Raw genomic sequence first — 25,013 nt, forward strand, 5'->3', positions numbered from 1 at the left:
TTTTGCTAGCGGCGGCGCGCCCGGCGCCGCTCGTTGCTGGCAAGGCTGCGGGTCAGGGGGCGGGCCAGCACGTCGCCCAGGACGATGCCCCCTGCCGTGCCCAGCACGATGGCACCGGCACTGAGCATCCCGCCGGCGCCCGCCAGGACCTCGGATTCCTCAACGGTGAGCACGTACATTGACCGAAATATTGTGAGGCCAGGCAGCAGGATCAGTGCCGCGGGCACCGCCACTACCAGCTGCGGTGCCCCCATGCGCAGTGCCACCACCCGGGCGAGCAGGCCAATGACGACGGCGGCGATGGCAGGTGAGAACCGGTCGCCGATACCCAACACTCCGCAGCCGAGCAGCACCAGGTAACCGGCGACGCCAACGGCCGCCGTGGGCAGCAGCAGCTTCCAGGTGGTCTGTTCCGTGATGCCGATGGCCATCACCGCTGCAGCCACGAAGAGAATGAGGACCCAGAGGTCGTAGGCGGGCGGGAAGGTCTGGGTGACGTCGATGCGCTGCAGGCCGGTGAGCTCCCCCACGACGAAGGCAACGGCGATTCCTGCCACGATGGCGCCGAAGGTCAGGAGGGTGGACAGGAACCGGCCCGCCGCGGTTACGGGGAAGCCGTTGATGGCGTCCTGCACGGAGGACACCAGGCGGCCGGTGGGCAGGAGCAGCAGGATGCCGCCCACCACCACAATTGACGGTGACGTGGTGAGCCCCAGCTGCCACAACAGCAGCGCCAGGATGGTGACCACAAAGGAGCAGCTGGCGGTGATGAAGAAGTCCGGGACCCGCCAGCGTCCCAACTGCCGGGCCAGCAGGCTGATTCCGATATTTGCCGCGAACGCGATCGCCGATGACACCGGGCCGCCGCCCAGCACTCCCACGAACACCGCCGCGAAGATGCCGAACGCCACGGTAACCATCCACCGGGGGTACGGCTTGGGACTGGTGATGGCCTCGTTGAGCCTGCGGATCGCCTCGTCACGGCCCACGCCGCCGGCGACGATGTCGGTGACCAGCTGGTGCACCTTTGCCAGGCCCGCGTAGTTGTTGGTCCATGACCTCACCACGCGCAGCAGGGCGATGGGTGTCTGGTCCTTGGGCGCGTAGTTGATGCCGACGGACTGGTTGGTGATGTCAACCTCGATATTCTTCAGCCCCAGGGCGGCCGTGACCGCGATGATGCTGGTTTCGACTTCGAGGGCTCCGGCGCCGTAACGGAACATGGTTTCCGCCAGGTGCAAGGCAAAGTCCAAGGTCTTGCGCGCTGAGGTGTCCACGCCGCCCACCTGGATGGTGGGGTTGGCGTACGGGCTGCCCGCCAGCCGGTCCACAATGCTTAACGGAGCCGTGGGAGGGTTCTCGCCCTGGACCAGGCGGCGCAGCATCCGTTTGGCCGCAGCATCCTGCCGGAGCTGCGCAGGGGTCAGCGGTTCAGTCTTGGGCAGGCCGTCAGTTGTCGGCCTGGACCCGGGCCGTTCGGGCCGGTTGGTCATGCCCGGTTCCTCCCTGTGCGCGGTTGATGGACTGTCAGGATGCGCGCTTCAGCGGCAGTTTGCCCAGCAGTGTGCGGGCGGCCGCCGCGGCGGACCTGGCGAGCTTGTTGGCATGGAAGATGGCCGGACGCACCGGCAGGACGAAGTCGCCCACCAGCTGGACCACCTCACCGCCGAAGCCCTTCTTGAACTCGTAGCCGCCGTGGCCTTCCTCGTCCTGCCCGGAGATGCCGAACGTGCCATAGAAGTTGTAGCGCGGGTAGCCCTTCTCCAGGGCGTGCAGCATCATTCCCCAGTAGAGGGAGGTTGCGCCGTTGAAGTAGATGTAGTCCTGGACGGTGCCTCCGATGACGCACACCACCTCGTCGCCGTAGCAAACAAAATGGATGGCTGCCACGGTTGCCGTTCCGACCGAGTCGGGGAACCGCTCGATGTCCTTCAGGCTCCGCTCGTAGCTGTCCACCAGGTCCTGGACCACCTTGAGCCGGTTGGCCTTCTTCTTGCTGCCTGTCTCCTCAACCTCGCGGCGGAGTTCGGCTGCCGTGGCTGACTCCGCGGCCAGGCGTTCGGTAATGGACTTGCGGTAGGCCGGGATGTCGATCTTGGCCATCATCAGCTTGGTGAATTCCGCGGAGGTGGTGCGGAGCAGGTTCTCGTAGTAGGCGCGTTCGCGGTACACGAAGCCCTTTTCGTCGCCGGCGCGGCTCAGTGCGCCGTAGAAATCTTCGAGGGTTTCCAGGGTGGCCTGTTCGAGGAAGACGCCGTTCTTCTCCGCCTTGCGGATGGCTTTCCGCGTCCGGTAGCTGGTGCCCATGATCAGTTCTTCGGCGTCCTGGATCCCTACCAGGTTCTTGATGAACATCCAGTTGACGTTGACGAAGTTCATGTCCAGGCCCTGGTGCTGGAAGCCCAGTCGCTCCAGGTCTGCCACCAGCGGCCGGTTGTCTTCGACGTCCGGCTGCTCCGCGCCGTCGGCGTCCCGGGCGATGTACCGGATGTTGGGAGAGATCCGCAGCTCAGCGGCTTTGCGGCCGGCCGCATGCTTGCGGAGGAGCCCGACGACGGCGCCCACCAGTTCGCGGTCCGTGTAGTCCATGAGGGGGCCCTTGGCGCATTCGCAGACGGTGTATCCCAGCCGGGTGGTGGTGAAGTTGAGCTTTCCGGCGGCGACAAGTTCGCCGTCGCGCCGGACTCCGAAGAGTTCCACCTGCTGTCCACGGGCGCGCTGGAAGCGGGCAAAGTCGATGGACTGCAGGAAACTGTTCTGCGGGTGCTTCAGGGTGAAGGCCTCGAAGTCGGCGTCGCTGAGGTTGGCGTACTGAAGCCCGGTAGCGGCGGAAACTGTGTTCAAGGGGTGACCTTCTTCTCGACTCTTCGCGGCCCGGGGGGCTCACGGGGCGGACGGTATTCGGGGCAGGCTGCACAGGGGTGCGGCCCGGCGGGTGCCTGGGTGTTGGCGCGTGGTGGGGGCTGGTCAGTAGAACTGCTGGCCGGTGCGTGCGGTTTCGATCCGGCGGAACACCTTTTCTCCTCCGTTGACCCACAGCCGGTGCCGGAGTGGGGACAGGACGTAGTCGTGGCAGCCCACAAAGTCGGTGACGGTCTTGGTGAAGCTGGTCTTGAACATCCCCATGCCGTAGAGGTTGTGGGTCTTGTCCTTGATGCGCGCAGCCGGCGGGGTTCCACAGAAGTCGTATTCCGTGCAGCCGAGTTCCTGCATCCGTTTAATGGCAGTCCACTGCACCAGGTGCGAATCCCCGTATTGCTTGCGGTTCTGGATGGAGCCGCCATCCTTGTAGGTAGCCTTGGCACCGTAGTTGATCACGAAGGCGCCGACGCTGGGTTTTCCGTCCTCGTAGGTGAAGAAGAAGTTGCCCTGGCCGCGGTTGCAGAACTCGTCCCAGAACCGGGCGTAGTAGTCGTAGCTGCGGAGCGGCATGGATCCCTTTGCGCTGACGGTATTGGCCATCAGGTCGTACAACGTCCGGTAGGTTTCCGGCCCATGCTCCTGCCGGACCACCTGGCAGCCCTCACGCTCTGCACGCCGGATGGCGTTCCGGGCGCGGGAGGAGACGGCCTTGAACACTTCCTCTTCCGTGCCGGAGATGTCCAGCAGGGCGGTGGAGTCGTTGGACTGGATGTTGGGGGCCTTGGCCAGGTTGGCCGCTGCGAGTTCCCGCCGCGCGTCGTCGGAGTCGATGATGTCCGGTTCCACCTTGATGGTGAAGACGTTCAGCCTCCTGCCGCGGACCAACCGGGCGCACGCTTCGAGGGCAGGTCCCAGGTCCGCTTCCCCTGCCAGGTCAGGGCCCTTAATGAGGTACCAGAGCCGGCCTAGGACGGGAAAGCTCTTTTCCAGGACCAGGTTGTAGCTGGAGCTCCCTCCGCCTTCCAGCACCAGGAACCGGACTTTCCAGCCACTTCCGTTCTTGACCGATGCGTAGGCGGCCGATTGCAGCATGTTGCCGCCGTTCGGGTTGGCCGTGACGTGCTTGTCCCAGTTCTCAATTTCCTCGGCTGTGGCAAAACGTGCGGTGAATTCTCGCAAGGGGGCCGTGTCCAATCGGGTTTGTGCGCGGTTTCGGTACTTCTGGATGCGTGCGGACATGCAGCCTCAAGTCTAAAGCCTCGGGCGGCTCCGGCTTTTCTTCAGCATCCCTGGAGCGACACCACCCCGTTGTGGCGAGCCACCTTGACGGAGCTCAGCAGGGTCAACAAGGGTTGGGGTATGAAGCTGGATGGGGAACAAGGCATGGCTGCCGCGGGAGGCGGAAGCCGGGCGTACAGCGCAGCCGTGCAGACGGCTGGGCTTGCCGGTTTCCTGCTGGCCTCACTTCTCGTGGCGGCGCTGGGCGGACTCGCCTCGGCGGCAAACGTCACGGGCTGGTACGCCGCCGCGGACAAGGCCCCCTGGTCCCCGCCCAATGGTGTGTTCGGCCCCGTATGGACCATCCTCTATGCGGCGATGGCCGTTGCAGCGTGGCTGGTATGGCGCCAACGTGCCGATGGGACACGGCAGGCCATGGTGGTTTACGGCATCCAACTGGCCCTCAACCTGGCCTGGACCCCGGCGTTCTTCGCCCTCTATCCTGCCCTTGGCACGGCAGCGCTGTGGCTGGGCCTGGCCATCATCCTGGCCCTGATTGCTGCCGTTACGGTGACGGTGCTGCATTTCGGTCCCATCAACCGGATGGCAGGGTTACTCCTGCTGCCCTACATCTCATGGCTGGTGTTCGCGGCCAGCCTCAACTGGTGGGCGGCCGTCCACAACTAGGCACCTTGGGTCAGCATTCGACGACGTTGACGGCGAGGCCGCCCATGGCGGTTTCCTTGTATTTGTCGCTCATGTCCTTGCCGGTTTCGCGCATGGTGATGATGACTTCGTCGAGGGAGACGCGGTGGGTGCCGTCGCCCCAGAGCGCCATTTTCGCGGCGTTGATGGCTTTCGCGGCGGCGATCGCGTTCCGTTCGATGCAGGGGACCTGGACCAGCCCCCCGATCGGGTCACAGGTCAGGCCCAGGTTGTGTTCCATCGCGATTTCCGCGGCGTTCTCCACCTGGGCGGGCGTGCCGCCCATAACTTCGGCCAGGCCCGCGGCGGCCATCGAGGACGCGGAGCCGACCTCGCCCTGGCAGCCGACCTCGGCCCCGGAGATCGAGGCCTGTTCCTTGTAAAGCACCCCCACGGCGCCGGCAGCGAGCAGGAACCGCACCACCACATCATCCCGGTCCGCCTGCGTTGCCTGGTCCATGCCCGGGGCGAAATGCAGGGCATAGAACAACACCGCGGGGATGATCCCGGCCGCCCCGTTCGTGGGCGCGGTGACCACCCGGCCGCCGGAGGCGTTTTCCTCGTTCACGGCCAACGCCACCAAGTTAACCCACTCCTGCCAATACCGCGGGTCGTAGTGGTCCCGCCCGTCCTGGCCGGTGTCTTCAGGGCGGGCGGTTTCCTTCTTCAACCGCTCGTACCAGTCAGGGGCGCGGCGGCGGACCTTCAACCCGCCCGGCAGCACCCCTTCGCGTTTGAGCGAGGTCTGCACGCAGTTCTCCATCACGGACCAGATGTGCAGCAGCCCGGCACGGATCTCCTCCCCCGAGCGGGAGGCCAACTCGTTCGTAGACATCACGTCGGCGATGCCCAGCCCGGTCACCGCGCAGTGCGCCAATAACTCCGCCGCGGTCCGGAACGGCAACGGCAGCCCGTCCTTGGACGCGTCCAGTTCCTGCTGCGCCGCGTCCTCCTCCCCCTCCCGGACGATGAACCCGCCACCGACCGAGAAGAACGTCGCCGCGTGCACCACCGAACCCTGCGCGTCGGTGACCGTGAACGTCATCCCGTTCGTGTGCCGCGGCAGCACCGTCAACGGCCGCAACACCATGTCCTTCACCCCATACGGCAGCGCCACCGACCCGGCCAGGTTCAGGACCCCGGTCTCCGCGATCGAGGCCAGCCGCTCCTCAACCTCATCAGGCAGGATCAACTCCGGATGGAACCCCTCCAAGCCCAACAGGACCGCCGTCATCGTCCCATGCCCGTGCCCCGTCGCTGCCAACGACCCATACAAATCCACCCGCAACCCCGCCACCCCAGCCAGCTTCCCCGAGGCCTTCAACTCCTCAGCGAACACAGCAGCAGCCCGCATCGGCCCCACAGTATGCGAAGACGACGGGCCAATCCCGATCGAAAAAAGATCAAAGACTCCAACGGCCATGCGATTGGTTCCTAACTAAGCAGGTGTTTGGTTGGGTGGGAAGGGAGCAGGACATCCTCTGCGTGCTCGGTCGCGAAGACGCCCGCTAAGCGGACGTGACGCTCCCTTAGACGCACGCTGCCGGATGCCCCGCCCACTCCGCAAGCACGTCACCAAGGCGGGGTGCGCACAAGGGCCGGCGGACCCGGACTTTTCGAAAGCCTGCGTCAAAGCGACGAAGGAGCAGCAGGCGTGAAAATGTCCGGTCCGCCGTCGCGAAGGTGACCACGGAGGGGCACCAAAAGCTACTTGGCGCGGCGATAGAACGGGAGGTCGACCACTTCGAACGGTTCTGCCTTGCCGCGGAGATCGATGTCCAAGGCCGTGCCGGGTGCCGAGTAATCGACGTGGACGTAGGCCATGGCGATCGGGTAGCCGAGGGTGGGCGATGGCTGGCCGGAGGTGACTTCACCGACTGTGTCCCCGTCCTTGAGTACGGGGTAGTGGGCCCGGCCTGCGCGGCGGCCCTTGCCTTTGAGGCCCACGAGGCGGCGGCCGGAGGTGCTGCCGGCGCCGGCTTCCTTCTTTGCTGCCAGCGCGGCCTTGCCAACGAAGTCGCCCTCCTTGGAGAGTGCGACGACGGGGCCCAGGCCGGCAGCGAACGGGTCACCCTGCAGCGACAGTTCGTTGCCGTACAGCGGCATCCCCGCTTCCAGGCGGAGGGAGTCGCGGGAGGCGAGGCCGGCGGGGGTCAGTTCCCCGTCGTCGGCGATGGCGGCCAGTGCCTGCCACAGTGCCGGGGCGTCATCGTTGGCCACGAAGATCTCGAACCCGTCCTCACCGGTGTACCCGGTGCGCGCGAGCAGGAGTTCCTTGCCGGCCCCGCCCACCAGGAACGGAACCTCCACGGCGGCGTAGTACTTCAGGTCCACCACCAGGGAGTGTTGTGCGGCCGGGACCAGGCGCAACAGGAGTTCCTGGGCCTTGGGGCCCTGCACCGCGATCAGCGATGTACGGGCCGAGGCGTCCTCCACCAGCACGTCAAACCCTGCGGCGCGTTCCTGAAGGGCTGCCGCCACCACTGCGGCGTTACCCGCGTTGGGCACCACCAGGAAGACGTCGGTGCCGTCTTCAGCGGCGGGACGGCGGTAGGTGATGAGGTCGTCGATGATGCCGCCGTCCTCGTTGCAGATCAGCGAGTACTTGGCCTTGCCCACGGCCATGGCGGAGATCTTTCCCACCAGGGCAAAGTCGAGGAAGGCGGCAGCCTGCCGCCCGGTGACCCAGACTTCGCCCATGTGGGAGAGATCGAACAGGCCCGCAGCTTTGCGGACGGCGTGGTGCTCGGCCAGTTCGGAGCTGTACTTGAGCGGCATCTGCCAGCCGCCGAAGTCGGTGAAGGAAGCGCCCAGCTTCTTGTGTTCGTCGTAAAGGGCGGTGTATTTCTCAGTCACGGTGCCGGTCCTTCAGTTTTCGAACTCTTCGAGCGGCGGGCAGGAGCAGATGAGGTTCCGGTCTCCGGCGGCGCCATCGATCCGGCCCACCGGCGGGAAGTACTTGTCCTGCTTGTGGTGGGCAGGGAACGCGGCCTGCTCGCGCGGGTAGGCACGGTCCCAGTCGGAGCTGACGACGGCGGCTGCCGTGTGGGGTGCGCGCCGCAAGGGTGAATCCGCCACGGCAAAGTCGCCATTGGCCACCTGGTCGATCTCCCTGCGGATGGTGATCATGGCCTCGATGAAGCGGTCGATCTCGGCCAGGTCCTCGGACTCGGTGGGCTCCACCATCAGGGTGCCCGCTACGGGGAACGAAAGGGTGGGGGCGTGGAAACCGAAGTCGATCAGCCGCTTGGCCACATCCTCGGCGGTGACGCCGGTCCTGGCTGTGAGTTCGCGCAGGTCCAGGATGCATTCATGCGCCACGAGGCCACCTTCGCCGGTGTAGAGGACCGGGAAGTAGTCGTTCAGCCTGGCAGCGACGTAGTTGGCCGCCAGCAGCGCGGACTTGGTGGCCTGAGTCAGGCCTTCCCCGCCCATGAGCTTCACGTAGGCCCAGGAGATCGGCAGCACACCCGCCGAACCGAACCGGGACGCCGAGATGGCTACCCCGTGGCCTTCCTCATGCGCTGCCTTGTTCGCGTCGCCGGGCATGAACGGTGCCAGGTGGGCCTTCGCCGCGACCGGCCCGACGCCGGGTCCCCCGCCGCCGTGCGGGATGCAGAAGGTCTTGTGCAGGTTCAGGTGGGACACATCCCCGCCGAACTTGCCCGGCTGGGCCAGGCCCACCAGGGCGTTCAGGTTGGCGCCGTCGACGTAGACCTGGCCACCGGCAGCATGGACGGCCTCGCAGATCTCGGTCACGTCCGCATCGTAGACGCCGTGGGTGGACGGGTAGGTGATCATGATCGCCGAGAGGACGTCCTTGTTCGCCTCGATCTTGGCCGTCAGGTCATCGTGATTGATGGTGCCGTCCGCGGCGGTGGCAACCACTACGACCTTCATGCCGGCCAGGACGGCGGAGGCAGCGTTGGTGCCATGGGCCGAGGCCGGGATCAGGCAGACGTTGCGCTGCTGCTCGCCGCGGGAGTGGTGGTACCCGCGGATAGCCAGCAGCCCGGCCAGTTCGCCCTGGGAGCCCGCGTTGGGCTGGATGGACACCTGGTCATACCCGGTGATCGTGGTCAGGTCCGCTTCCAGGTCCGCGATGAGTTCGCGCCAGCCTTCGGTCTGGGAGTCCGGGGCGAAGGGGTGGATGGAGGCAAACTCCGGCCAGGAGATGGCTTCCATCTCGGCGGTGGCGTTCAGCTTCATGGTGCACGAGCCCAGCGGGATCATGGTGCGGTCCAGCGCGAGGTCCCGGTCCGACAGCTTCCGGATGTAGCGCAGGAGCTGGGTTTCGGACCGGTACGTGTTGAAGACCGGGTGCTGCAGGTAGTCGGAGGAACGCTCCACGGCGGCCTCCAGCACAAAGCCCTGGCCCTCGCCGCGGATCCCGGCAACGGTGGCGCCAAAGACGTCGGCAACCTCGGCGACGATGGCCGGCGTCGTGGTTTCATCCAGGGAAATGCCCACGGTGTCGGCGTCGACGGGACGCAGGTTGATCCCGCGTGCTTCGGCGGCGGCGACAATCGCGGCAGCGCGTCCCGGGACCCGGACCGTCAGGGTGTCGAAAAAGCTCGTGTGCAGCACCTCCACACCGGCACCCGCCAGCGAGGCCGCCAGTGTTCGTGCATGGCCGTGGGCGGTTTCCGCGATCGCCTTCAGCCCGTCGGGGCCGTGGTAGACGGCGTACATGGAGGAGACGATGGCCAGGAGGGCCTGCGCGGTGCAGATGTTGGACGTGGCCTTTTCGCGGCGGATGTGCTGCTCGCGCGTCTGCAGCGCGAGGCGGTACGCGGGCATCCCTGCGTCGTCCTTGGACACGCCCACCAGGCGGCCGGGCATGGAACGCTCCAGGCCCTTGCGGACGGCCATGTAGGCGGCGTGCGGCCCGCCGAAGAACAGCGGCACCCCGAAACGCTGCGTGGAGCCGACGGCGATGTCGGCGCCCTGCTCGCCGGGAGGCGTTATCAGGGTCAGGGCCAGCAGGTCGGCGGCCACGGTAACCAGCGCACCGCGGTCCTTCGCCGCCGCAATGGTGGCGGACTGATCCCAGACCCGGCCTGAGGCGCCGGGCTGCTGGAGCACGATCCCGTTGATCGCACCTTCAGGGAGGCCCTTGGACAGGTCGGCAACCTCAACCTCGAAGCCGAGCGCCTCGGCGCGGCCCTTGACGATGGCAATGGTCTGCGGCAGCACGTCAATGTCCAGGACGGTCTTGCCGTCGTGGGCGTCTTTGGTCTTGTTGGCGCGGCGCATGAGCAGCACCGCTTCGGCCACGGCGGTGGCTTCATCCAGCAGGGAGGCGTTGGCGATGGGCAGGCCCACCAGGTCCTGGACCATGGTCTGGAAGTTCAGGAGTGCCTCAAGCCGGCCCTGGGAAATTTCGGGCTGGTACGGGGTGTAGGCGGTGTACCAGGCCGGGGCCTCGAGGATGTTCCGGCGGATCACGGCAGGGGTGATGGTGTCGTAGTAGCCCTGGCCAATCATCTGGACCGCGGTCTTGTTCTTGGCGGCCAGCCGGCGCAATTCAGCAAGCACCTCAACCTCACTGAGGGCATCCTGCAGGCGGAGGGCCGTGTCCTGGCGGATGACCTTGGGCACGGCGGTGTCCACCAGGGAATCGACCGTGCCGTAGCCCACGGCTTTGAGCATGGTGTCGGCGTCGTCCTGGCGGCGTGCGCCAATGTGGCGGTCTACGAAGGTGGTGGAGGTTGGGGTAACCGACACGAAGGAACTCCATTTATTCAGGCGGCGCAGGGTACGCCACAGCTATTCGGGTCCCTCCCCGCTCTGTATTGGACCTGAGAGTTTCCGCGTCGCCTGCCTGCGCAGGAACCGCTTGCACCGTCGGTGAGCACAACAGCCGTTCCGCTTCCCCCAAGGGAGGCCGGACAACTGCCTGCTGCTTTCCAGAGGTGCCTCGCCGCGGCGGTACAGGGGCCTGCGAGATTCCTGGGGAGGATTTGCTCCTACGGCGCCTGCCTGTACTTCCGGCAGAACTCTCCCGCCGCAGATCAAAGGCTATTCATTTGTTGGATCATGACGGCCGGTGACAGCCCTCACAACTCTCCATTGTCCTACGCCAGAAGCCCTCCGGCAAATGGAAAACTACCTGCGGAGCCGTTCCAACGCGGCCAGGAGTTCCTCCACGTCAGCGGCTGCTCCGCCTTCCGGCGCAGGGCCCACGGAAAGCATGGCATTGAAGTACAAACCGTCACCCATATACAGGACAGCCCTGGCCAGGCCGGGCCCCACATCCGCAGCAATCTCGTCCAGCCACCGCTGCTGGATGGCGGCGAACCGGCGGCGGGTCTCCTCATGCGCCACCTCGGCAAGCCGCGTGGCGGCCACAATGACCCGGTCCAGAGGAGTATCCGCCCAGACAGAGGAACGGATGAAATACGCGGCGGCACCTTCGCTGGCCGAAGCCATCGCGTCGGCATCCGCCTTGGCCAACCCCTCAAGGCGGTCCAGCAGCACGGCGATGAGCGCTTCCTTGTTGGGAAAGTGGTAGAGGAGGCCACCTTTGGACACCCCGGCCTTACGGGCTACGGCGTCGAGGGTTGCAGCGCGCTCCCCCACTTCGATCAGCAGGGACTCGAAGGCGTCAAGGACCGCATCACGGGCTACAGGCTTTCGGGGCATGCCTTCCATCATGCCCTCCACCGGCAGGGAAGAAGGAATGCTTCGGTTTCAAACTATACCGTCCAGACGGTACAGTTATTACATGACGATCTCCATTCGCCCGGCCTCCTTACAAAGGGACAGCTCCGCCATGCGGCCACCGTGGCGGGATTGGCTCGCGTTGGGGCTGCTGATGTTTCCCGTGCTGCTGGTGGCAGTGGACAATACCGCCCTGACCTTCGCCCTGCCCGCCATCGCCCGCGCCCTGGAACCGACGGGCCTGCAGCTGCTGTGGATCGTGGACGCCTATCCACTGGTCCTGGCAGGGCTGCTGGTATCAATGGGAAGCCTCGGCGACCGGATTGGGCGGCGGCGGCTGCTGGTCGTCGGCAGCCTGGGCTTCGCAGGGCTGTCCGCCGCCACGGCATTCGCGCCCACCCCGGAGTGGCTGATCGCCGGCCGCGCGGCGCTCGGGTTCTTCGGCGCCATGCTGATGCCGTCCACCTTGTCGCTGATCCGGAACATTTTCCCGGAGCCCAACCGCCGGCGGATGGCCATTGCCATCTGGGCTGCCGGATTCTCCGGCGGCGCCGCCCTGGGCCCCATCCTCGGTGGATGGCTGGTGGAGCACTTCTGGTGGGGTGCCGTGTTCCTGGTGGCCGTGCCACTCATGCTGCCCCTGCTGGCGCTGGGGCCGGCCTTCATTCCGGAGTCCAGGGATCCCGCGCCGGGAAGAGCGGACATTCCCAGCGTCCTGCTATCCATGCTGGTCATGGTGCCCGCCGTCTACGGCGTAAAGTCAGTAGCCACCGAAGGTCCGGGGCCGGCCGGGCTGGGAAGCATAGCCTTCGGCCTGGCCATGGGCATTGTGTTCGTGCGGCGCCAGCACCGGCTGGAGCACCCGCTGCTGGACATGTCACTATTCCGCAACAGGGTGTTCAGCATGGCCATCAGCGCCAACGTTTTGGCCCTGTTTTCCTTCAACGGGTTCATCCTTTTCCTTGCCCAGCACCTCCAACTCCTGGAGGGGATGACACCGTCGGCGGCGGGCATTGCCATGCTCCCGGCCCTGGCAGCCACAGTGACGGCAGGGCTGGTGGTGGTCCCGCTGGTCCGGAAGGTGCGTCCGGGGTACGTCGTGGCCGCGGGCCTGTCCTTCAGTGCCGTCGGCTACAGCATGGTGGCCTTCGGTAACGACGGCGGGGGCCCGCCCCTGCTGCTGGCAGCATTGCTGGTCCTGGCGCTGGGCGTAGGCACGGCGGAAACCATCTCGAACGACCTCATCCTCGGCTCGGCCCCGCCGGCGAAATCCGGCGCTGCGGCAGCGATTTCCGAGACGGGCTACGAGGTGGGATCGCTGCTGGGGACCGCGGTGCTGGGCTCCATCCTGACCGCGTCCTACCAGCAGAACCTCCGGCTGCCGGCGGGGCTGGAGGCCATGCTGCCCGGAACCTCGCTGCACAACGCCAGGGAAACGCTGGCCGGTGCGGTGGACGCAGCCAACCTGGTGCCGGCACCGCTCGCCGGAGCCCTCAAGGACGCTGCGGCGGCCGCCTTCGATTCCGGCGTGCACGTTACGGCGGCAATTGGGCTGGTCCTCATGGCGACGGCGGCAGTGCTCGCCGCCGTCGTCCTCCGGAAAGTGCCCAAAGCGGCTTAGCGGAACATCCGCAGTATTGCCCGGACAACAGCCAGGCGTCCGGCGCGGCGGGATCCGCCGGCGCCGGACGCCCGTGTGGACTGCCCGCTACTTGGAGTCGGCCGCGGTGACCTTGGCGGTGGGCTTCATGTTTTCCGCCTGCACCATCCAGGCGAACTGCTCCAGCCGGGCGATGAACTCGTGCAGGAGGTCCGCGGAGGTGGGGTCTTCCTCATCCACTTCGTCATGGACCTTGCGCATGGTGCCCACGGCCGCTTCCATGGCAGCGACGATCCGCTCGATGGCATCCGCGGTGCTGATCAGCCCTTCCGGGAACTGGGCCAGGCTGGTGGTCTCGGCAACGGTGGCGCTGCGGCCGTCGGGAAGCGCGTGCAGGGCGCGCATGCGCTCGGCGGTGTCGTCGGCGAACTGGCGGGCAGCGTCCACAATCTCGTCAAGCTGCAGGTGAAGGTCGCGGAAGTTGGTGCCCACGATGTTCCAGTGCGCCTGCTTGCCCTGAACGTGGAGCTCGATCAGGTCCGCCAGGACGGCCTGCAGGTTGTTGGTCAGTGTCGGTGAAGCTTTCATGCATCCTCCTCAATTGGTCCAGTACGGCAGACGCTACCAGCCCCGAACGGCGCGGCGGCAGGGCTAAAGGCAATTTCTCAGTGAGCTTACTAATTTCGGAAACCAGTCATAAACGAATGTGATTCATATTGCGTCTTGCATCACAGGCGGGGCACCCCCATACTAAATGAACGCCATTCATATAGTGACCTCCGTCTCACAGCCTTCCAGAAAGTGGTGCCATGACAGAGACAATCCGCACCAGTACTGCCAAACCCGGCCCGCACGCGCACGCGCCCTCCGCGGACGGCGTCAGCGCCAAGGGACTCAAGGGCGGCCAGCTCGGGCTCCTGGCCGTCGTCGTCCTGGGCATTTCCACCATTGCCCCCGCCTACACCCTCACCAGCGCACTGGGGCCCACCGTCAATGAAGCCGGCCTGCAGCTGCCCGTCATTTTCCTCATTGGGTTCATCCCCATGATCCTGGTCTCGCTCGCCTACCGGGAGCTCAACGCCGACTCCCCGGACAGCGGCACCACTTTCACCTGGGTGACCAAGGCATTCGGTCCGTGGATCGGCTGGATGGGCGGGTGGGGCCTGCTCGCCGCCAACATCATCGTGCTGTCCAACCTGGCCGGCGTCGCCGTCGACTTCTTCTACCTCTTCCTCTCCCAGCTCACCGGCTCCCCCGAACTGGCGGACCTCGCGGACAACAAGGCGTTGAACGTCATCACCTGCTTTGTCTTCGTGGCGCTGGCCGTCTGGGTCAGCTACCGCGGCCTGCACACCACCAAGCTGGTGCAATACAGCCTGGTGGGCTTCCAGCTGCTGGTGCTGGGCCTGTTCGTGGCCATGGCCTTCGCCAACTGGTCCACCTCGGAAACAGCAATCCCGTTCAGCTGGGACTGGTTCGACGTCACCAAGATCGAGACGTTCGGACAGATCGCCGCCGGCATCTCCCTCTCGATTTTCGTGTACTGGGGCTGGGATGTCTGCCTGACGGTCAACGAGGAAACAGCCAACGGCAAGAAGACCGCCGGCGTGGCCGGTACCTTGACCGCCGTCATCGTCCTTGCCATCTACCTGCTGGTCAGCATCGCCACCATGATGTTCGCCGGCGTCGGCGATACCGGGAACGGGCTGAACAACGCCGAGAACCACGAGAACATCTTCACGGCGCTGGCCTCCCCCATCATGGGCCCGTTCGCCATCCTGATGTCCCTGGCCGTGCTGTCCAGCTCCGCCGCGTCCCTGCAGTCAACCTTCATGTCGCCCTCGCGCAGCCTGCTGGCCATGGCACACTACGGCGCGCTGCCGGCACCCTTCAGCCGCATCAGCAGCAGGTTTTCCACGCCGGGCTTCGCCACCATCGCCGCCGGCGTCATGTCTGCTGGGTTCTACGCAGTCATGCATGTGGTCAGCGAGAACGTCCTGAACGACACCATCCTGGCCCTGGGCCTGATGATCTGCTTCTATTACGGCCTCACCGCCCTGGCCTGCACGTGGTACTTCCGCCACAGCCTGTTCAACAGCATGCGGCACTTCGTGCTGCGGCTGGTGTGCCCGGTGATGGGCGGCGTGGGGCTGTTCGTAGTATTCGTCCAGACCGCCATGGACAGCCTGGCACCTGAGTTTGGCAGCGGTTCAGAGGTGTTTGGCATAGGCCTGGTATTCATCCTGGGCGTCGGCATCCTGGCCCTGGGCGCCGTGGTCATGCTGGTCATGTCCCGTACGCACCCGGGCTTCTTCCGCGGCGAAACCCTCAAGCAGGACACCCCCGCGCTGGTGGTTCCGGAATAACTTCCAACCCAAAAGGTGCCGCGCCCCCACCGGGGCCCGGCACCTTTTCGGTGTGGCGGCGACGGACGGCTCACCAGTAGTGCGCCACGTCGATGACCAGGCGGGAGCCGGCGCCCGGACCGTCAAGGGCGAACACCCGGAACGGGAGGCGGGCACGAACGCCCACGCCGATGGTGGCCTGGCCCTCGAAGCTTCCGGCCCAGACCACCTGGCGGAAGGTCTGGTATCCGGAAACGTCGGAGAGCCCGGCCTTGTCGGCAGGTGTGTAGGTGGGCTGGCCGTTGGCGTCGTAGGCAGGCGCTTTGACGACGACCTGCAGCCGGGCGCCGCCCCGGGTGGGCACGATTGCGCCCGAGCCGTCCTGGATGACCTGCGGGACGTAGCGCACGGTGTAGCCGGGGGCCGGCGCGCCGCCCAGGTCAACCACCAGCCGGTCAAAGCAATAGTGCTGCCCGGTCCGGACGTTCGTCACGGGCACGCGGCCCATGGCGCCGTCCGACTTGATCAGCGAACCCCATGTGAGTCCGCAGTAGGGAGCCGCGGAGGCGGGCCCCTCGACGACGATTCCCAGCCCGACCGCCAGCAGGATGGCCGCGAGCCAGATGGAGAACTTTTTCATTGTGGTGCCACCCAAAATAAGGGCTATTGGATGCTTCCAGCGTAGGAGCGTTGGCGGGCGGAAACGAGGTCCATTTTGATAACGACGGCGTCCGGGGACAAAGAAGCGCCGGCCACCTCGGGTGAGGTGGCCGGCGCCGGGAAAACCAGGATGGGATTCTAGCCTTCGCAGTCGCGGCAGTACTTCAGGCCGTCCTTTTCGCGGGCGACCTGCGAGCGGTGGCGGACCAGGAAGCACGACGAGCAGGTGAACTCGTCCGACTGTTCGGGAACCACAATGACCGTCAGTTCCTCATTGGACAGGTCTGCGCCGGGCAGGTCGATACCTTCAGCGGTGTCATTCTCGTCGACATCGATAACCGCGGTCTGCGCGTTGCCGCTCCGTGATGCCTGGAGGGCCTCGAGGGAGTCAGCCGGCGACTCTTCTTCCTGCTTGCGTGGAGCATCGTAATCGGTAGCCATAGCATGTTCACTTTCGTTGCTGCGCAGCGCCATTTCAGGCACCTCAGTGAAGCAGTTTAGGGCATGATCCCGCTACCGGCGCAATAGTGTGCTTAACCAGACACTGGGCCGGTTTCTGCCGTTGTTCCTGCGTGCTCCGAGCGGGCGTGGCCGGCTCCGATGGACACCCCGCTCAAGGCCGGCAGCCAGCCCCAGCGGGTGGCGTCGGCCATGGCACCGGCAGCGTCCGTTTCGGAGTCGAAGGTGACGGAGTCCAGCAGCCAGTCGCGGAGGCGGATGAGCAAGGTAGCGGTCATGCCTGAAAACTACGCAGCTATTGTTGTGGCCACGTTTCGCGCGGGTCTCCCGCTGATTAATTCGGCGCCGGCCACGCTACGGGGCGGGCGGCGCCGTACTTCTGCGCACGATGAGCTCAGGCTCCACCACCAGGGTCCGCGGCCCGTCCCCGCCGTGGAAAGCGGTGAGCATCATGTCCATGCACCGCCGGCCCAGTTCTTCGAAGTCCTGGCGGACCACCGTCAGAGGCGGACTGAAGTAGCCGGCCTCCGGCTGGTCGTCGAAGCCCACCACTGAGACATCCTGCGGCACCCTGATGCCCGCCTCGTCCAGGGCACGCAGGACCCCAAGGGCCATCTGGTCGTTGCCGACGAAAAGGGCAGTGGCGCGGCGGCCGGCGGCCAGCCGCCGGCCGATCTCGTATCCGCTGCCCGCGCTCCAGTCACCCTCGGTGACCAGGTCTGCCGCGAGCCCGGCGGAGCAGAGGGCTGCCCGCCAGCCCTCGGCGCGGGCTACGGCGTCGATCCAGTCCTGCGGCCCCGCAACGTGTCCAATCCGGACGTGCCCCTGGGCGATGAGATGTTCCACCGCCAGTTCGGCGCCGCGCCGCTGGTCCACCTTGACCCCGCCCACGGTGTCATTGCCGTCAGGTCCCACGGCCACCACCGGCACTCCGATGGGCAGTTCCGCCAGGGCAGCCAGCGTTTCCAGGTGCGGGACGATGACCACGATTCCGTCCACCGACTGGTCCAGGAAGTGCCGGACGGCGTCCAGGATCGCGTCCCGGGTGACCTCGCGCAGCGCCGCGACGCTGACGAAGTAGCCGGCATCCCGCGCAGCCCGTTCCACCCCGAGCAGGGTATTGGCCGGGCCGTACTGCGAAAGCTCGCTGCCCAGGACGCCGATGACCTGCGAGCGCCGGGTGACCAGGCTTCGGGCGGCAGAGTTGCGGCGGTAGCCGAGTTCCGCGATCGCAACTTCCACCTTCCGGCGGGTGCCGGGACTCACGTTGGGGTGGTTGTTGACCACCCGTGAGACGGTCTGGTGCGATACCCCGGCACGTGCCGCCACATCCTCGAGCCTGGGCAGCCGCCGCGGGACGCTGTCCGTCACGGGGTTCCCGTCCCTGGCCGCCGCCGGGACCTTTGCCACCGGATCAGATCCCGCCGGCCAGTTTGTAGTAGGCGGCGTTCCAGTTCAGGTCCTTCTTGAACTGGCGGATGGTGGTGCCTTCGTCGATAGTAAGGAGTTCGGTCTTGGCGATCTCGGCGAAGTCCTCGAAAACGTCCATGCCCACCTGGGTGGAGAGCACGGTGTGGTGGGCTGCGCCGGCCGTGAGCCAGGCGGCGGCGGAGGTAGCGAAGTCGGGCTTCGGCTGCCAGAGAGCGCGGGCCACGGGGAGGTTGGGCAGCGGCTGGTCGAGCGGGACGACGTCGACGGCGTTGGCCACCAGGCGGAACCGGTCCCGCATGTCGGACAGGGCGACGACGACGCCCGCGGAGGCGTCGGCGTCGAACACCAGGCGGACCGGGTCTTCCTTGCCGCCGATGCCCAGCGGGTGGATTTCCAGGCGCGGCTTTGCTGCCGTCAGGGAAGGGCAAACTTCCAGCATGTGGGCGCCCAGGATCTTCTCGGACCCGGGCTCCAGGTGGTACGTGTAGTCCTCCATGAGGGACGCGCCGCCGGGCAGGCCCGCGCCCATCACCTTCGCGGCGCGCACCAGGATGGCGGTCTTCCAGTCGCCTTCGGCGCCGAACCCGTAACCGGCGGCCATGAGCCGTTGCACGGCGAGCCCGGGCAGCTGGCGGAGGGCACCGAGGTCCTCGAAGGACGTGGTGAACGCGGCCGAACCATTGGCTTCGAGGAAGCTGCGCAGGCCCAGTTCGATCCGGGCGCCGTACCGCAGCGATTCGTGCCGGGCCGCGCCTGCGCGGAGCTCCGGCACCACATCGTAAAGGTCCTCATACTCGGCCACCAGGGCGTCGACGTCGGCCTCCGCCGCGCCGTGGACGGCGTCCGCGAGTTCGTTGACGGACCAGGTGTTCACCGCAACGCCGAACCGCAGCTCGGCCTCGGTCTTGTCGCCTTCGGTGACGGCGACGTTGCGCATGTTGTCGCCAAAGCGGGTGAGCTTCAGGGTGCGGACGGCTGCCCAGCCAGCGGCGGCGCGCTGCCAGGATCCCACCTGGCGGGCGACCTCGGGGTTGGAGACATGCCCGACAACGGTCTTCCGGGCAATGCCCAGGCGGGACTGGATGTACCCGAACTCGCGGTCACCGTGTGCTGCCTGGTTCAGGTTCATGAAGTCGAAGTCGATGTCCGCCCAGGGCAGGTCCCGGTTGGCCTGGGTGTGCAGGTGCAGCAGGGGCTTCCGCAGGAGGTCCAGGCCCTGGATCCACATCTTGGCGGGGCTGAAGGTGTGCATCCAGGCCGTCACGCCGATAACCGAGTCATCGGCGTTCGCCTCCAGCGCGGTGCGGCGGATGGCATCCGAGTCGGTGAGCACCGGCTTCCAGACGATCCGCACGGGCACCGCGGAGGAGGCGTTGAGCTGGTTGGCGATCTCCTGCGACTGCGCGGCCACCTGCTTGAGGACTTCCTCGCCGTAGAGGTGCTGGCTGCCGGTGAGGAACCAGACTTCGTAGCCGTCGAGGGAAGTGGTTGCAGCGGTACTCATGATTCTCCTGGAAAGATTTTCTGGCCGGTTGGTGGCCGGTGCGTGTTATTGGCCGTAGACGTTCTGGTAGCGGGCATAAAGGGAGTCGATGTGGGCCTGGTCGATGGGAAGCGGCTCGCCCAGCTGCCGGGAAATGTGCACGGTGCGCGCCACTTCCTCGCACATGACGGCGGCCTTGACGGCGGCGCGGGCATCCTTGCCGATGGTGAAGGGGCCGTGGTTCTGCATCAGGACGGCCGGGGACGTGGAATTCTTCAGGGTCTCCACGATCCCGTGGCCAATCGAGTCGTCACCGATCAGGGCGAAGGGTCCCACCGGGATGGAACCGCCGAACTCGTCCCCCATCATGGTGAGCACGCAGGGGATGGCCTCGCCCCGGGCAGCCCAGGCGGTGGCGTACGTTGAGTGCGTATGCACCACCCCGCCCACCTCCGGCATGTGCCGGTACACGTACGCGTGCGCGGCGGTGTCCGACGAGGGCGACAGCGCGGGATTGCCCCAGTCCACCGTGCCGCTGCCGCCAACATTGGTGCCCCTGACCGGGGTGCCGTACAGGTCCGTCACGATCATCTGTTCCGGGGTCAGGTCCTGGTAGGCGACCCCGGAGGGCTTGATGACCATGAGGTCGGTGCCCGGCACCCGGGCGGAAACGTTGCCTGCGGTCCACACCACCAGTTCGTAGCGGGTCAGCTCGGCGTGCAGGGCGCACACCTCCGTCCGGATCCGGGCGATGGTTTCCAGGAGGCCGGTTCCGGCGCCTGTTCCGGCGGTCATGCGGACACCCCCACGGTTGCTTTGGCGGCGACGCCTGCTCCGGGCCGGGCCGCCTGGGCGGCCTTGCGCTGGATGGCCTTGAGCCGGTGCATGACATCGTTGCTGCCCCGGCCGAAGTAGTCGTGCAGGGTGCGGTACTCCTGGAACAGCTCGTCGTAGGCGGCCGCGTTTTCCGGGATTGGGGTGTAGACCTCGCCGGGCTCGGCGCCCATGGCCGCGGCGGCTTCGCGGATGTCCGCGTATGCTCCCGCTGCGACGGCGGCGTGGATAGCAGAACCCAGTGCCGGTCCCTGTTCCGAGCCGATGGTGGACAGAGGCAGGCCGGTGGCATCGGCGTAGATCTGCATCAGGAGCCGGTTCTTCAGCAGCCCGCCGGCAACGATGAATTCCTTGACCGGGACTCCGGCGTCGCGGAAGGCGTCCACGATGGTGCGGGTTCCAAAGGCCGTGGCTTCCAGGAGGGCGCGGTAGGTGTCCTCGGGCCTGGTGGCCAGGGTTTGGCCCACCACCATGCCGGATAGCTCGTGATCCACCAGGACCGAGCGGTTTCCCGAATGCCAGTCGAGCGCGATCAGGCCGTGCTCCCCGATGGCCTGGCGGGAAGCCAGTTCGGTCAGGTACTCGTGGATCCCCAGCCCGGCGTCCTTGGCGGCCTGGTGGTATTCGGGCGGGACGCCGTGCCTGGTGAACCAGCCAAAGATGTCCCCCACCCCTGACTGTCCTGCCTCGTAGCCCCACAGGCCCGGAACGATTCCACCGTCCACGGCGCCGCACATGCCCGGCACTTCCCGCAGTTCGCTGCCGTTCATGACGTGGCAGGTGGAGGTGCCCATGATCGCCACCAGCTGGCCGGGCTCCACGGCCTTCGCGGCCGGGGCGGTGACGTGGGCGTCAACGTTTCCCACGGCCACCGCGATGCCCTCCGGCAACCCGGTCCAGGCGGCGGCCTCCGCCGTCAGGGTGCCGGCGGCATCACCCAGCCGGCCGATGGTGTGCTCCAGCTTGGAGCTGACAAAATCCTTGAAGTCAGGGTTGAGGGCGGCCAGGAACTCTTCAGACGGATACCGGCCGTCCTGGTAGATGCCCTTATAACCGGCAGTGCAGGCGTTGCGGACATACCGGCCGCAGAGCTGCCAGACGATCCAGTCCGCCGCCTCCACCCAGTGGTCCATGGCGGCGTAGGCCTCCGGATCCTCCTCCAGCAGCTGCAGTCCCTTGGCGAACTCCCATTCGGAGGAGATCAGTCCTCCGTAGCGGGGAAGCCAGTCTTCGCCGCGTTCGGCGGCGAGCCGGTTGATCCGGTCGGCCTGGCCCTGCGCAGCATGGTGGCGCCAGAGCTTTACATAGGCGTGCGGACGGTTCGCGAAGCCGGGCAGTTCGTTGAGGGGCGTGCCGTCCGACTTAACCGGAACCATGGTGCAGGCAGTGAAATCCGTGGCAATACCGACGACGGCCGCCGGGTCGATCCCGGCGTCGGCCACCGCTGCCGGGACGGCAGTGCGAAGAACCTCCCGGTAGTCATTGGGCACCTGAAGCGCCCACTCCCCAGGAAGCCGGGCCCCGTCGTCGCCCGCTGTATCCCGGGGCAGGACGTCGGTGACCACGGCATGCGGATACGCATGGACCGCGCTGCCGAGCTCCTTCCCGTCGCGGACACGCACCACCACGGCGCGGCCTGAAAGGGTTCCGTAATCCACGCCGATGACGCAGTGGTCATGGCTGGGCTCGGAGCTGGACGTGGTCAGCGCATCTGGCATGGGGGTTGCCTCCGTCCGGGAGGCATGGGCCTCATTACCGGGTTTGTAGGGGTCAGGGTGGAGCTACGTGCTGCAGCTAGTGTGAACGCTAACAAACTGGAAGTCAATGAGCTGGAAAGTTTTCGGGGATTCCGGCTGGACACTCTTGTTAGCGTTCACAAATCAGTCTATATTGAACCGACACATCAACAATGTGGCCAGGACCAGGGAGCATAGGTGCTGCCTGGTCCACCAACGCTTCGTGGCAGTGCTGCCGCGGAAGGAGAAAATGGTGAGAATCAAGAAACTGATGGGCGCGGTGGCCCTCGTCGTCGCCCTGACGGTGGGCGCCACCGGTTGTGGCTCCCGCGGCGGGGCCAGCGAATCCAGCGGTGCCGCGAAGCCCAGCGATTCACTGGTAGGCATCTCGATGCCGACGCAGACTTCCGAACGGTGGATCGCCGACGGCGCCAACGTGGAAAAGTCCCTGAAGGACCTCGGCTACAAGACAGACCTCCAGTTCGCCAATGACGACATCCCCACCCAGGTCTCGCAGATCGAGAACATGCTGACCAAGGGCGCCAAGGCCCTGATCATTGCCGCCATTGACGGCACCACCCTGACCGACGTCCTGGCCAAGGCCAAGGAGCAGAACGTCAAAGTGATCGCATACGACCGCCTCATCAACGGCACGCCGAACGTCGACTACTACACCACGTTCGACAACTACACTGTGGGCGTCCAGCAGGCCACTTCGCTGTTGACCGGCCTCGGCCTCGTTGATGCCAGCGGCAAGAAGGTCGACGGCAAGGGCCCGTTCAACATTGAGCTCTTCGCCGGCAGCCCCGACGACAACAACGCCAACTTCTTCTGGACCGGCGCCATGGACACCCTCAAGCCGTACATGGACGCCGGCACCCTGAAGGTCCCCAGCGGCCAGACCAAGTTCGAACAGGCCGCCATTCTTCGCTGGCAGGCCCCCGTGGCCCAGAAGCGCATGGAGGACATCATCACCTCCGCCTACAGCTCAGGCACCAAGCTGAACGGCGTCCTGTCCCCGTATGACGGCCTGTCCATCGGCATCATCTCGGCCCTCACCAGCACCGGCGGCTACGCCAAGGGCAGCCTCCCGGTTGTTACCGGCCAGGATGCCGAAAAGGGCTCTGTCAAGTCCATCATCGCCGGCGAGCAGTACTCCACCATCTTCAAGGACACCCGCCAGCTCGGCGCGCAGGCCGTCAAGATGGTCGATGCAGTGCTGAAGGGCCAGGAACCGGAGACCAACGACACCAAGACCTACAACAACAAGGTCAAGGTTGTCCCGGCCTTCCTGCTGAAGTCCCTGATCATCACCAAGGACAACTACAAGAAGGAACTGATCGACTCGGGTTACTACAAGGACTCCGACGTCAAGTAGTCAGCGTCCGGAGGCTGTGGCCGGACCTCCATCCGGCCACAGCCCCTCCCGCCGCCTCCTGCAGCAGCAGGACGGCCCAGCTCCGACCAGTCAGTGGGAATTGACCGATGAACACACCCATTCTTCAGATGCGAGGAATCACCAAGACGTTCCCGGGCGTGAAGGCCCTCCAGGACGTCACCCTGGACGTAAACCGCGGCGAGGTCCACGCCATCTGCGGCGAAAACGGTGCCGGCAAATCAACGCTCATGAAAGTGTTGTCCGGCGTCTATCCACACAACTCCTTTGACGGGGAGATCCTCTTCGAAAACGAACCGTGCAACTTCTCCAGCATCTCGGACAGCGAGAAGCGCGGAATCGTCATCATCCACCAGGAACTGGCCCTGAGCCCGTACCTCTCCATCGCCGAGAACATCTACCTGGGCAACGAACAGGCCACCAACGGATGGGTGGACTGGCGCAAGACCAACCTGGAGGCCGCGAAGCTGCTGGCCCGCGTAGGCCTCGACGAAAATCCCGTCACACCGGTGCAGCACATCAGCGTGGGCAAGCAACAGCTGGTGGAGATCGCCAAGGCCCTGTCCAAGGAGGTGAAGCTGCTGATCCTGGACGAACCCACGGCCGCCCTCAATGACGAGGACTCCGGCCACCTCCTGGACCTGATCCTCCACCTGAAGGGACAGGGCGTCACCAGCATCATCATCAGCCACAAACTCAATGAGATCCGAAGGGTGGCGGACGCCGTCACCATCATCCGGGACGGCAAGACCATCGAGACCCTGCGGCTCGACGAAGGCCAGATCACCCAGGAGCGGATCATCCGCGGCATGGTGGGCCGCGACCTTGAAAGCCTGTATCCGGACCGCCAACCGAACATCGGCGAGGAAGTGCTGCGGATCGAGGACTGGTCCGTGCGCCACCCCCAGGACCACAGCCGCATGGTGGTCAACAATGCCAACCTGCACGTCAGGAAAGGCGAGGTGGTAGGGCTGGCCGGCCTCATGGGCGCCGGGCGCACCGAGCTTGCCATGAGCGTCTTCGGCCGGACCTACGGCACCGCCACCTCCGGGAAGGTCTACAAGTACGGCGAGGAAATCAACACCGCCACGGTGTCTGACGCCATCAGGCACGGCATTGCCTATGCCACCGAAGACCGCAAGCACTACGGCCTGAACCTTATCGAGGACATCAAGCGGAACATTTCCCTGGCATCCCTGCGCAAGCTGGCAAAACGCGGCTTCGTGGACAAGAACCAGGAGACGGTGGTGGCCAACGGCTACCGCAAGAGCATGAACATCAAAGCCCCGTCGGTGGCTGCCGTTACCGGGAAGCTGTCCGGTGGAAACCAGCAGAAGGTGGTTCTCAGCAAATGGATGTTCTCCGATCCCGACGTGCTCATCCTTGATGAACCCACCCGCGGCATCGACGTCGGCGCCAAGTACGAGATCTACACAATCATCGCCAAGCTCGCCGCCGAAGGAAAAGCCGTCATTGTCATTTCCTCGGAGCTACCCGAGCTCCTGGGAATCTGCGACCGCATCTACACCCTCGCTGCCGGGCACATCACAGGCGAAGTGCCCATCGCCGACGCCACCCAGGAAACCCTGATGCACTACATGACCAAAGAGAAGGAATAGCG

General features: G+C 65.8%; 20 protein-coding genes and 1 riboswitch. Of the genes, 5 read left to right on the forward strand and 15 right to left on the reverse strand.

All coding sequences use genetic code 11. The features are described 5' to 3' along the window. Window positions 1–5 precede the first annotated feature (5 nt). The 3 genes from NIBR502771_RS00890 to NIBR502771_RS00900 form a co-directional block, all read right to left on the reverse strand. Window positions 6–1,493, reverse strand: coding sequence for a threonine/serine exporter ThrE family protein (locus NIBR502771_RS00890; RefSeq protein WP_141158053.1), 1,488 nt, complete (start codon window positions 1,491–1,493; stop codon window positions 6–8). A 34-nt stretch (window positions 1,494–1,527) separates the two neighbouring features. Further along, on the reverse strand, window positions 1,528–2,844 hold the full coding sequence (locus NIBR502771_RS00895) for a peptidoglycan bridge formation glycyltransferase FemA/FemB family protein (RefSeq protein WP_141158054.1): 1,317 nt from the start codon (window positions 2,842–2,844) through the stop codon (window positions 1,528–1,530). A gap of 123 nt (window positions 2,845–2,967) precedes the next feature. Next, complete coding sequence (locus NIBR502771_RS00900) at window positions 2,968–4,101, reverse strand: peptidoglycan bridge formation glycyltransferase FemA/FemB family protein (RefSeq protein ID WP_141158055.1); 1,134 nt, start codon at window positions 4,099–4,101, stop codon at window positions 2,968–2,970. A 120-nt stretch (window positions 4,102–4,221) separates the two neighbouring features. Between NIBR502771_RS00900 and NIBR502771_RS00905 the strand changes: the two genes are divergently transcribed. Continuing rightward, a complete protein-coding gene (locus tag NIBR502771_RS00905; protein WP_141158056.1) occupies window positions 4,222–4,767 on the forward strand; it encodes a TspO/MBR family protein in 546 nt (181 codons plus the stop codon). Window positions 4,768–4,777: 10 nt separating this feature from the next. Here NIBR502771_RS00905 and NIBR502771_RS00910 read toward each other — a convergent pair whose 3' ends face one another. The 4 genes from NIBR502771_RS00910 to NIBR502771_RS00925 all read right to left on the reverse strand — a co-directional run bounded on the left by NIBR502771_RS00910 (window position 4,778) and on the right by NIBR502771_RS00925 (window position 11,430). Further along, entirely contained in the window at window positions 4,778–6,208 is a 1,431-nt protein-coding gene (locus NIBR502771_RS00910; RefSeq protein ID WP_141158057.1) for an L-serine ammonia-lyase, read from the reverse strand. A 284-nt stretch (window positions 6,209–6,492) separates the two neighbouring features. Continuing rightward, entirely contained in the window at window positions 6,493–7,641 is a 1,149-nt protein-coding gene (gene gcvT / locus NIBR502771_RS00915; protein ID WP_141158058.1) for a glycine cleavage system aminomethyltransferase GcvT, read from the reverse strand. Between the two features lie 12 nt (window positions 7,642–7,653). Further along, window positions 7,654–10,512 carry an aminomethyl-transferring glycine dehydrogenase gene (gene gcvP / locus NIBR502771_RS00920; RefSeq protein WP_141158059.1) on the reverse strand — a complete coding sequence of 953 codons (2,859 nt, stop codon included), beginning with the start codon at window positions 10,510–10,512 and terminating at the stop codon, window positions 7,654–7,656. Between the two features lie 192 nt (window positions 10,513–10,704). Beyond that, window positions 10,705–10,802, reverse strand: a riboswitch (glycine riboswitch). 91 nt (window positions 10,803–10,893) lie between these two features. Further along, entirely contained in the window at window positions 10,894–11,430 is a 537-nt protein-coding gene (locus NIBR502771_RS00925; RefSeq protein ID WP_141158060.1) for a TetR/AcrR family transcriptional regulator, read from the reverse strand. Between the two features lie 82 nt (window positions 11,431–11,512). Between NIBR502771_RS00925 and NIBR502771_RS00930 the strand changes: the two genes are divergently transcribed. Then, window positions 11,513–13,069, forward strand: coding sequence for an MFS transporter (locus NIBR502771_RS00930; RefSeq protein ID WP_141158061.1), 1,557 nt, complete (start codon window positions 11,513–11,515; stop codon window positions 13,067–13,069). A gap of 87 nt (window positions 13,070–13,156) precedes the next feature. Here NIBR502771_RS00930 and NIBR502771_RS00935 read toward each other — a convergent pair whose 3' ends face one another. Beyond that, window positions 13,157–13,636, reverse strand: coding sequence for a Dps family protein (locus tag NIBR502771_RS00935; RefSeq protein WP_141158062.1), 480 nt, complete (start codon window positions 13,634–13,636; stop codon window positions 13,157–13,159). 221 nt (window positions 13,637–13,857) lie between these two features. Between NIBR502771_RS00935 and NIBR502771_RS00940 the strand changes: the two genes are divergently transcribed. Further along, on the forward strand, window positions 13,858–15,414 hold the full coding sequence (locus NIBR502771_RS00940) for an APC family permease (RefSeq protein WP_141158063.1): 1,557 nt from the start codon (window positions 13,858–13,860) through the stop codon (window positions 15,412–15,414). 70 nt (window positions 15,415–15,484) lie between these two features. Here NIBR502771_RS00940 and NIBR502771_RS00945 read toward each other — a convergent pair whose 3' ends face one another. The 7 genes from NIBR502771_RS00945 to araB form a co-directional block, all read right to left on the reverse strand. Next, window positions 15,485–16,033 (reverse strand): hypothetical protein, encoded by a 549-nt coding sequence (locus NIBR502771_RS00945; protein WP_141158064.1) that lies wholly within the window; start codon window positions 16,031–16,033, stop codon window positions 15,485–15,487. 158 nt (window positions 16,034–16,191) lie between these two features. After that, window positions 16,192–16,494: a DUF4193 domain-containing protein gene (locus NIBR502771_RS00950; RefSeq protein WP_018762118.1), complete on the reverse strand. Its 303-nt coding sequence runs from the start codon at window positions 16,492–16,494 to the stop codon at window positions 16,192–16,194. Between the two features lie 92 nt (window positions 16,495–16,586). Continuing rightward, on the reverse strand, window positions 16,587–16,790 hold the full coding sequence (locus NIBR502771_RS00955) for a hypothetical protein (protein WP_141158065.1): 204 nt from the start codon (window positions 16,788–16,790) through the stop codon (window positions 16,587–16,589). Window positions 16,791–16,866: 76 nt separating this feature from the next. Then, window positions 16,867–17,883, reverse strand: a complete 1,017-nt coding sequence (locus tag NIBR502771_RS00960; protein WP_141161359.1) for a LacI family DNA-binding transcriptional regulator — start codon at window positions 17,881–17,883, stop codon at window positions 16,867–16,869. Between the two features lie 43 nt (window positions 17,884–17,926). Then, on the reverse strand, window positions 17,927–19,447 hold the full coding sequence (gene araA, locus NIBR502771_RS00965) for an L-arabinose isomerase (protein WP_141158066.1): 1,521 nt from the start codon (window positions 19,445–19,447) through the stop codon (window positions 17,927–17,929). 45 nt (window positions 19,448–19,492) lie between these two features. Further along, on the reverse strand, window positions 19,493–20,221 hold the full coding sequence (locus NIBR502771_RS00970) for an L-ribulose-5-phosphate 4-epimerase (protein ID WP_141158067.1): 729 nt from the start codon (window positions 20,219–20,221) through the stop codon (window positions 19,493–19,495). Continuing rightward, window positions 20,218–21,978 carry a ribulokinase gene (araB, locus tag NIBR502771_RS00975; protein WP_141158068.1) on the reverse strand — a complete coding sequence of 587 codons (1,761 nt, stop codon included), beginning with the start codon at window positions 21,976–21,978 and terminating at the stop codon, window positions 20,218–20,220. The genes NIBR502771_RS00970 and araB overlap by 4 nt, the downstream gene beginning before the upstream one ends. A gap of 268 nt (window positions 21,979–22,246) precedes the next feature. Here araB and chvE point away from each other — a divergent pair, with 268 nt between their 5' ends. Next, a complete protein-coding gene (gene chvE, locus NIBR502771_RS00980) occupies window positions 22,247–23,374 on the forward strand; it encodes a multiple monosaccharide ABC transporter substrate-binding protein (protein WP_210411293.1) in 1,128 nt (375 codons plus the stop codon). A gap of 107 nt (window positions 23,375–23,481) precedes the next feature. Beyond that, a complete protein-coding gene (gene mmsA / locus NIBR502771_RS00985) occupies window positions 23,482–25,011 on the forward strand; it encodes a multiple monosaccharide ABC transporter ATP-binding protein (protein ID WP_141158069.1) in 1,530 nt (509 codons plus the stop codon). The last annotated feature ends 2 nt before the right edge of the window (window positions 25,012–25,013 follow it).

This window comes from Pseudarthrobacter sp. NIBRBAC000502771 (assembly GCF_006517215.1).
GTDB classification, from domain to species: domain Bacteria; phylum Actinomycetota; class Actinomycetes; order Actinomycetales; family Micrococcaceae; genus Arthrobacter; species Arthrobacter niigatensis.

Bases quoted from the DNA above. Each gene is read 5' to 3' on its own strand.
- araA (WP_141158066.1), bottom strand. From the start codon at position 19,447: ATGAGTACCGCTGCAACCACTTCCCTCGACGGCTACGAAGTCTGGTTC.
- NIBR502771_RS00935 (WP_141158062.1), bottom strand. From the start codon at position 13,636: ATGAAAGCTTCACCGACACTGACCAACAACCTGCAGGCCGTCCTGGCG.
- araB (WP_141158068.1), bottom strand. From the start codon at position 21,978: ATGCCAGATGCGCTGACCACGTCCAGCTCCGAGCCCAGCCATGACCAC.
- NIBR502771_RS00905 (WP_141158056.1), top strand. From the start codon at position 4,222: ATGAAGCTGGATGGGGAACAAGGCATGGCTGCCGCGGGAGGCGGAAGC.
- NIBR502771_RS00950 (WP_018762118.1), bottom strand. From the start codon at position 16,494: ATGGCTACCGATTACGATGCTCCACGCAAGCAGGAAGAAGAGTCGCCG.
- NIBR502771_RS00900 (WP_141158055.1), bottom strand. From the start codon at position 4,101: ATGTCCGCACGCATCCAGAAGTACCGAAACCGCGCACAAACCCGATTG.
- NIBR502771_RS00910 (WP_141158057.1), bottom strand. From the start codon at position 6,208: ATGGCCGTTGGAGTCTTTGATCTTTTTTCGATCGGGATTGGCCCGTCG.
- NIBR502771_RS00930 (WP_141158061.1), top strand. From the start codon at position 11,513: ATGACGATCTCCATTCGCCCGGCCTCCTTACAAAGGGACAGCTCCGCC.
- chvE (WP_210411293.1), top strand. From the start codon at position 22,247: ATGGTGAGAATCAAGAAACTGATGGGCGCGGTGGCCCTCGTCGTCGCC.
- mmsA (WP_141158069.1), top strand. From the start codon at position 23,482: ATGAACACACCCATTCTTCAGATGCGAGGAATCACCAAGACGTTCCCG.
- NIBR502771_RS00925 (WP_141158060.1), bottom strand. From the start codon at position 11,430: ATGCCCCGAAAGCCTGTAGCCCGTGATGCGGTCCTTGACGCCTTCGAG.
- NIBR502771_RS00945 (WP_141158064.1), bottom strand. From the start codon at position 16,033: ATGAAAAAGTTCTCCATCTGGCTCGCGGCCATCCTGCTGGCGGTCGGG.
- NIBR502771_RS00940 (WP_141158063.1), top strand. From the start codon at position 13,858: ATGACAGAGACAATCCGCACCAGTACTGCCAAACCCGGCCCGCACGCG.
- NIBR502771_RS00955 (WP_141158065.1), bottom strand. From the start codon at position 16,790: ATGACCGCTACCTTGCTCATCCGCCTCCGCGACTGGCTGCTGGACTCC.
- NIBR502771_RS00890 (WP_141158053.1), bottom strand. From the start codon at position 1,493: ATGACCAACCGGCCCGAACGGCCCGGGTCCAGGCCGACAACTGACGGC.
- NIBR502771_RS00970 (WP_141158067.1), bottom strand. From the start codon at position 20,221: ATGACCGCCGGAACAGGCGCCGGAACCGGCCTCCTGGAAACCATCGCC.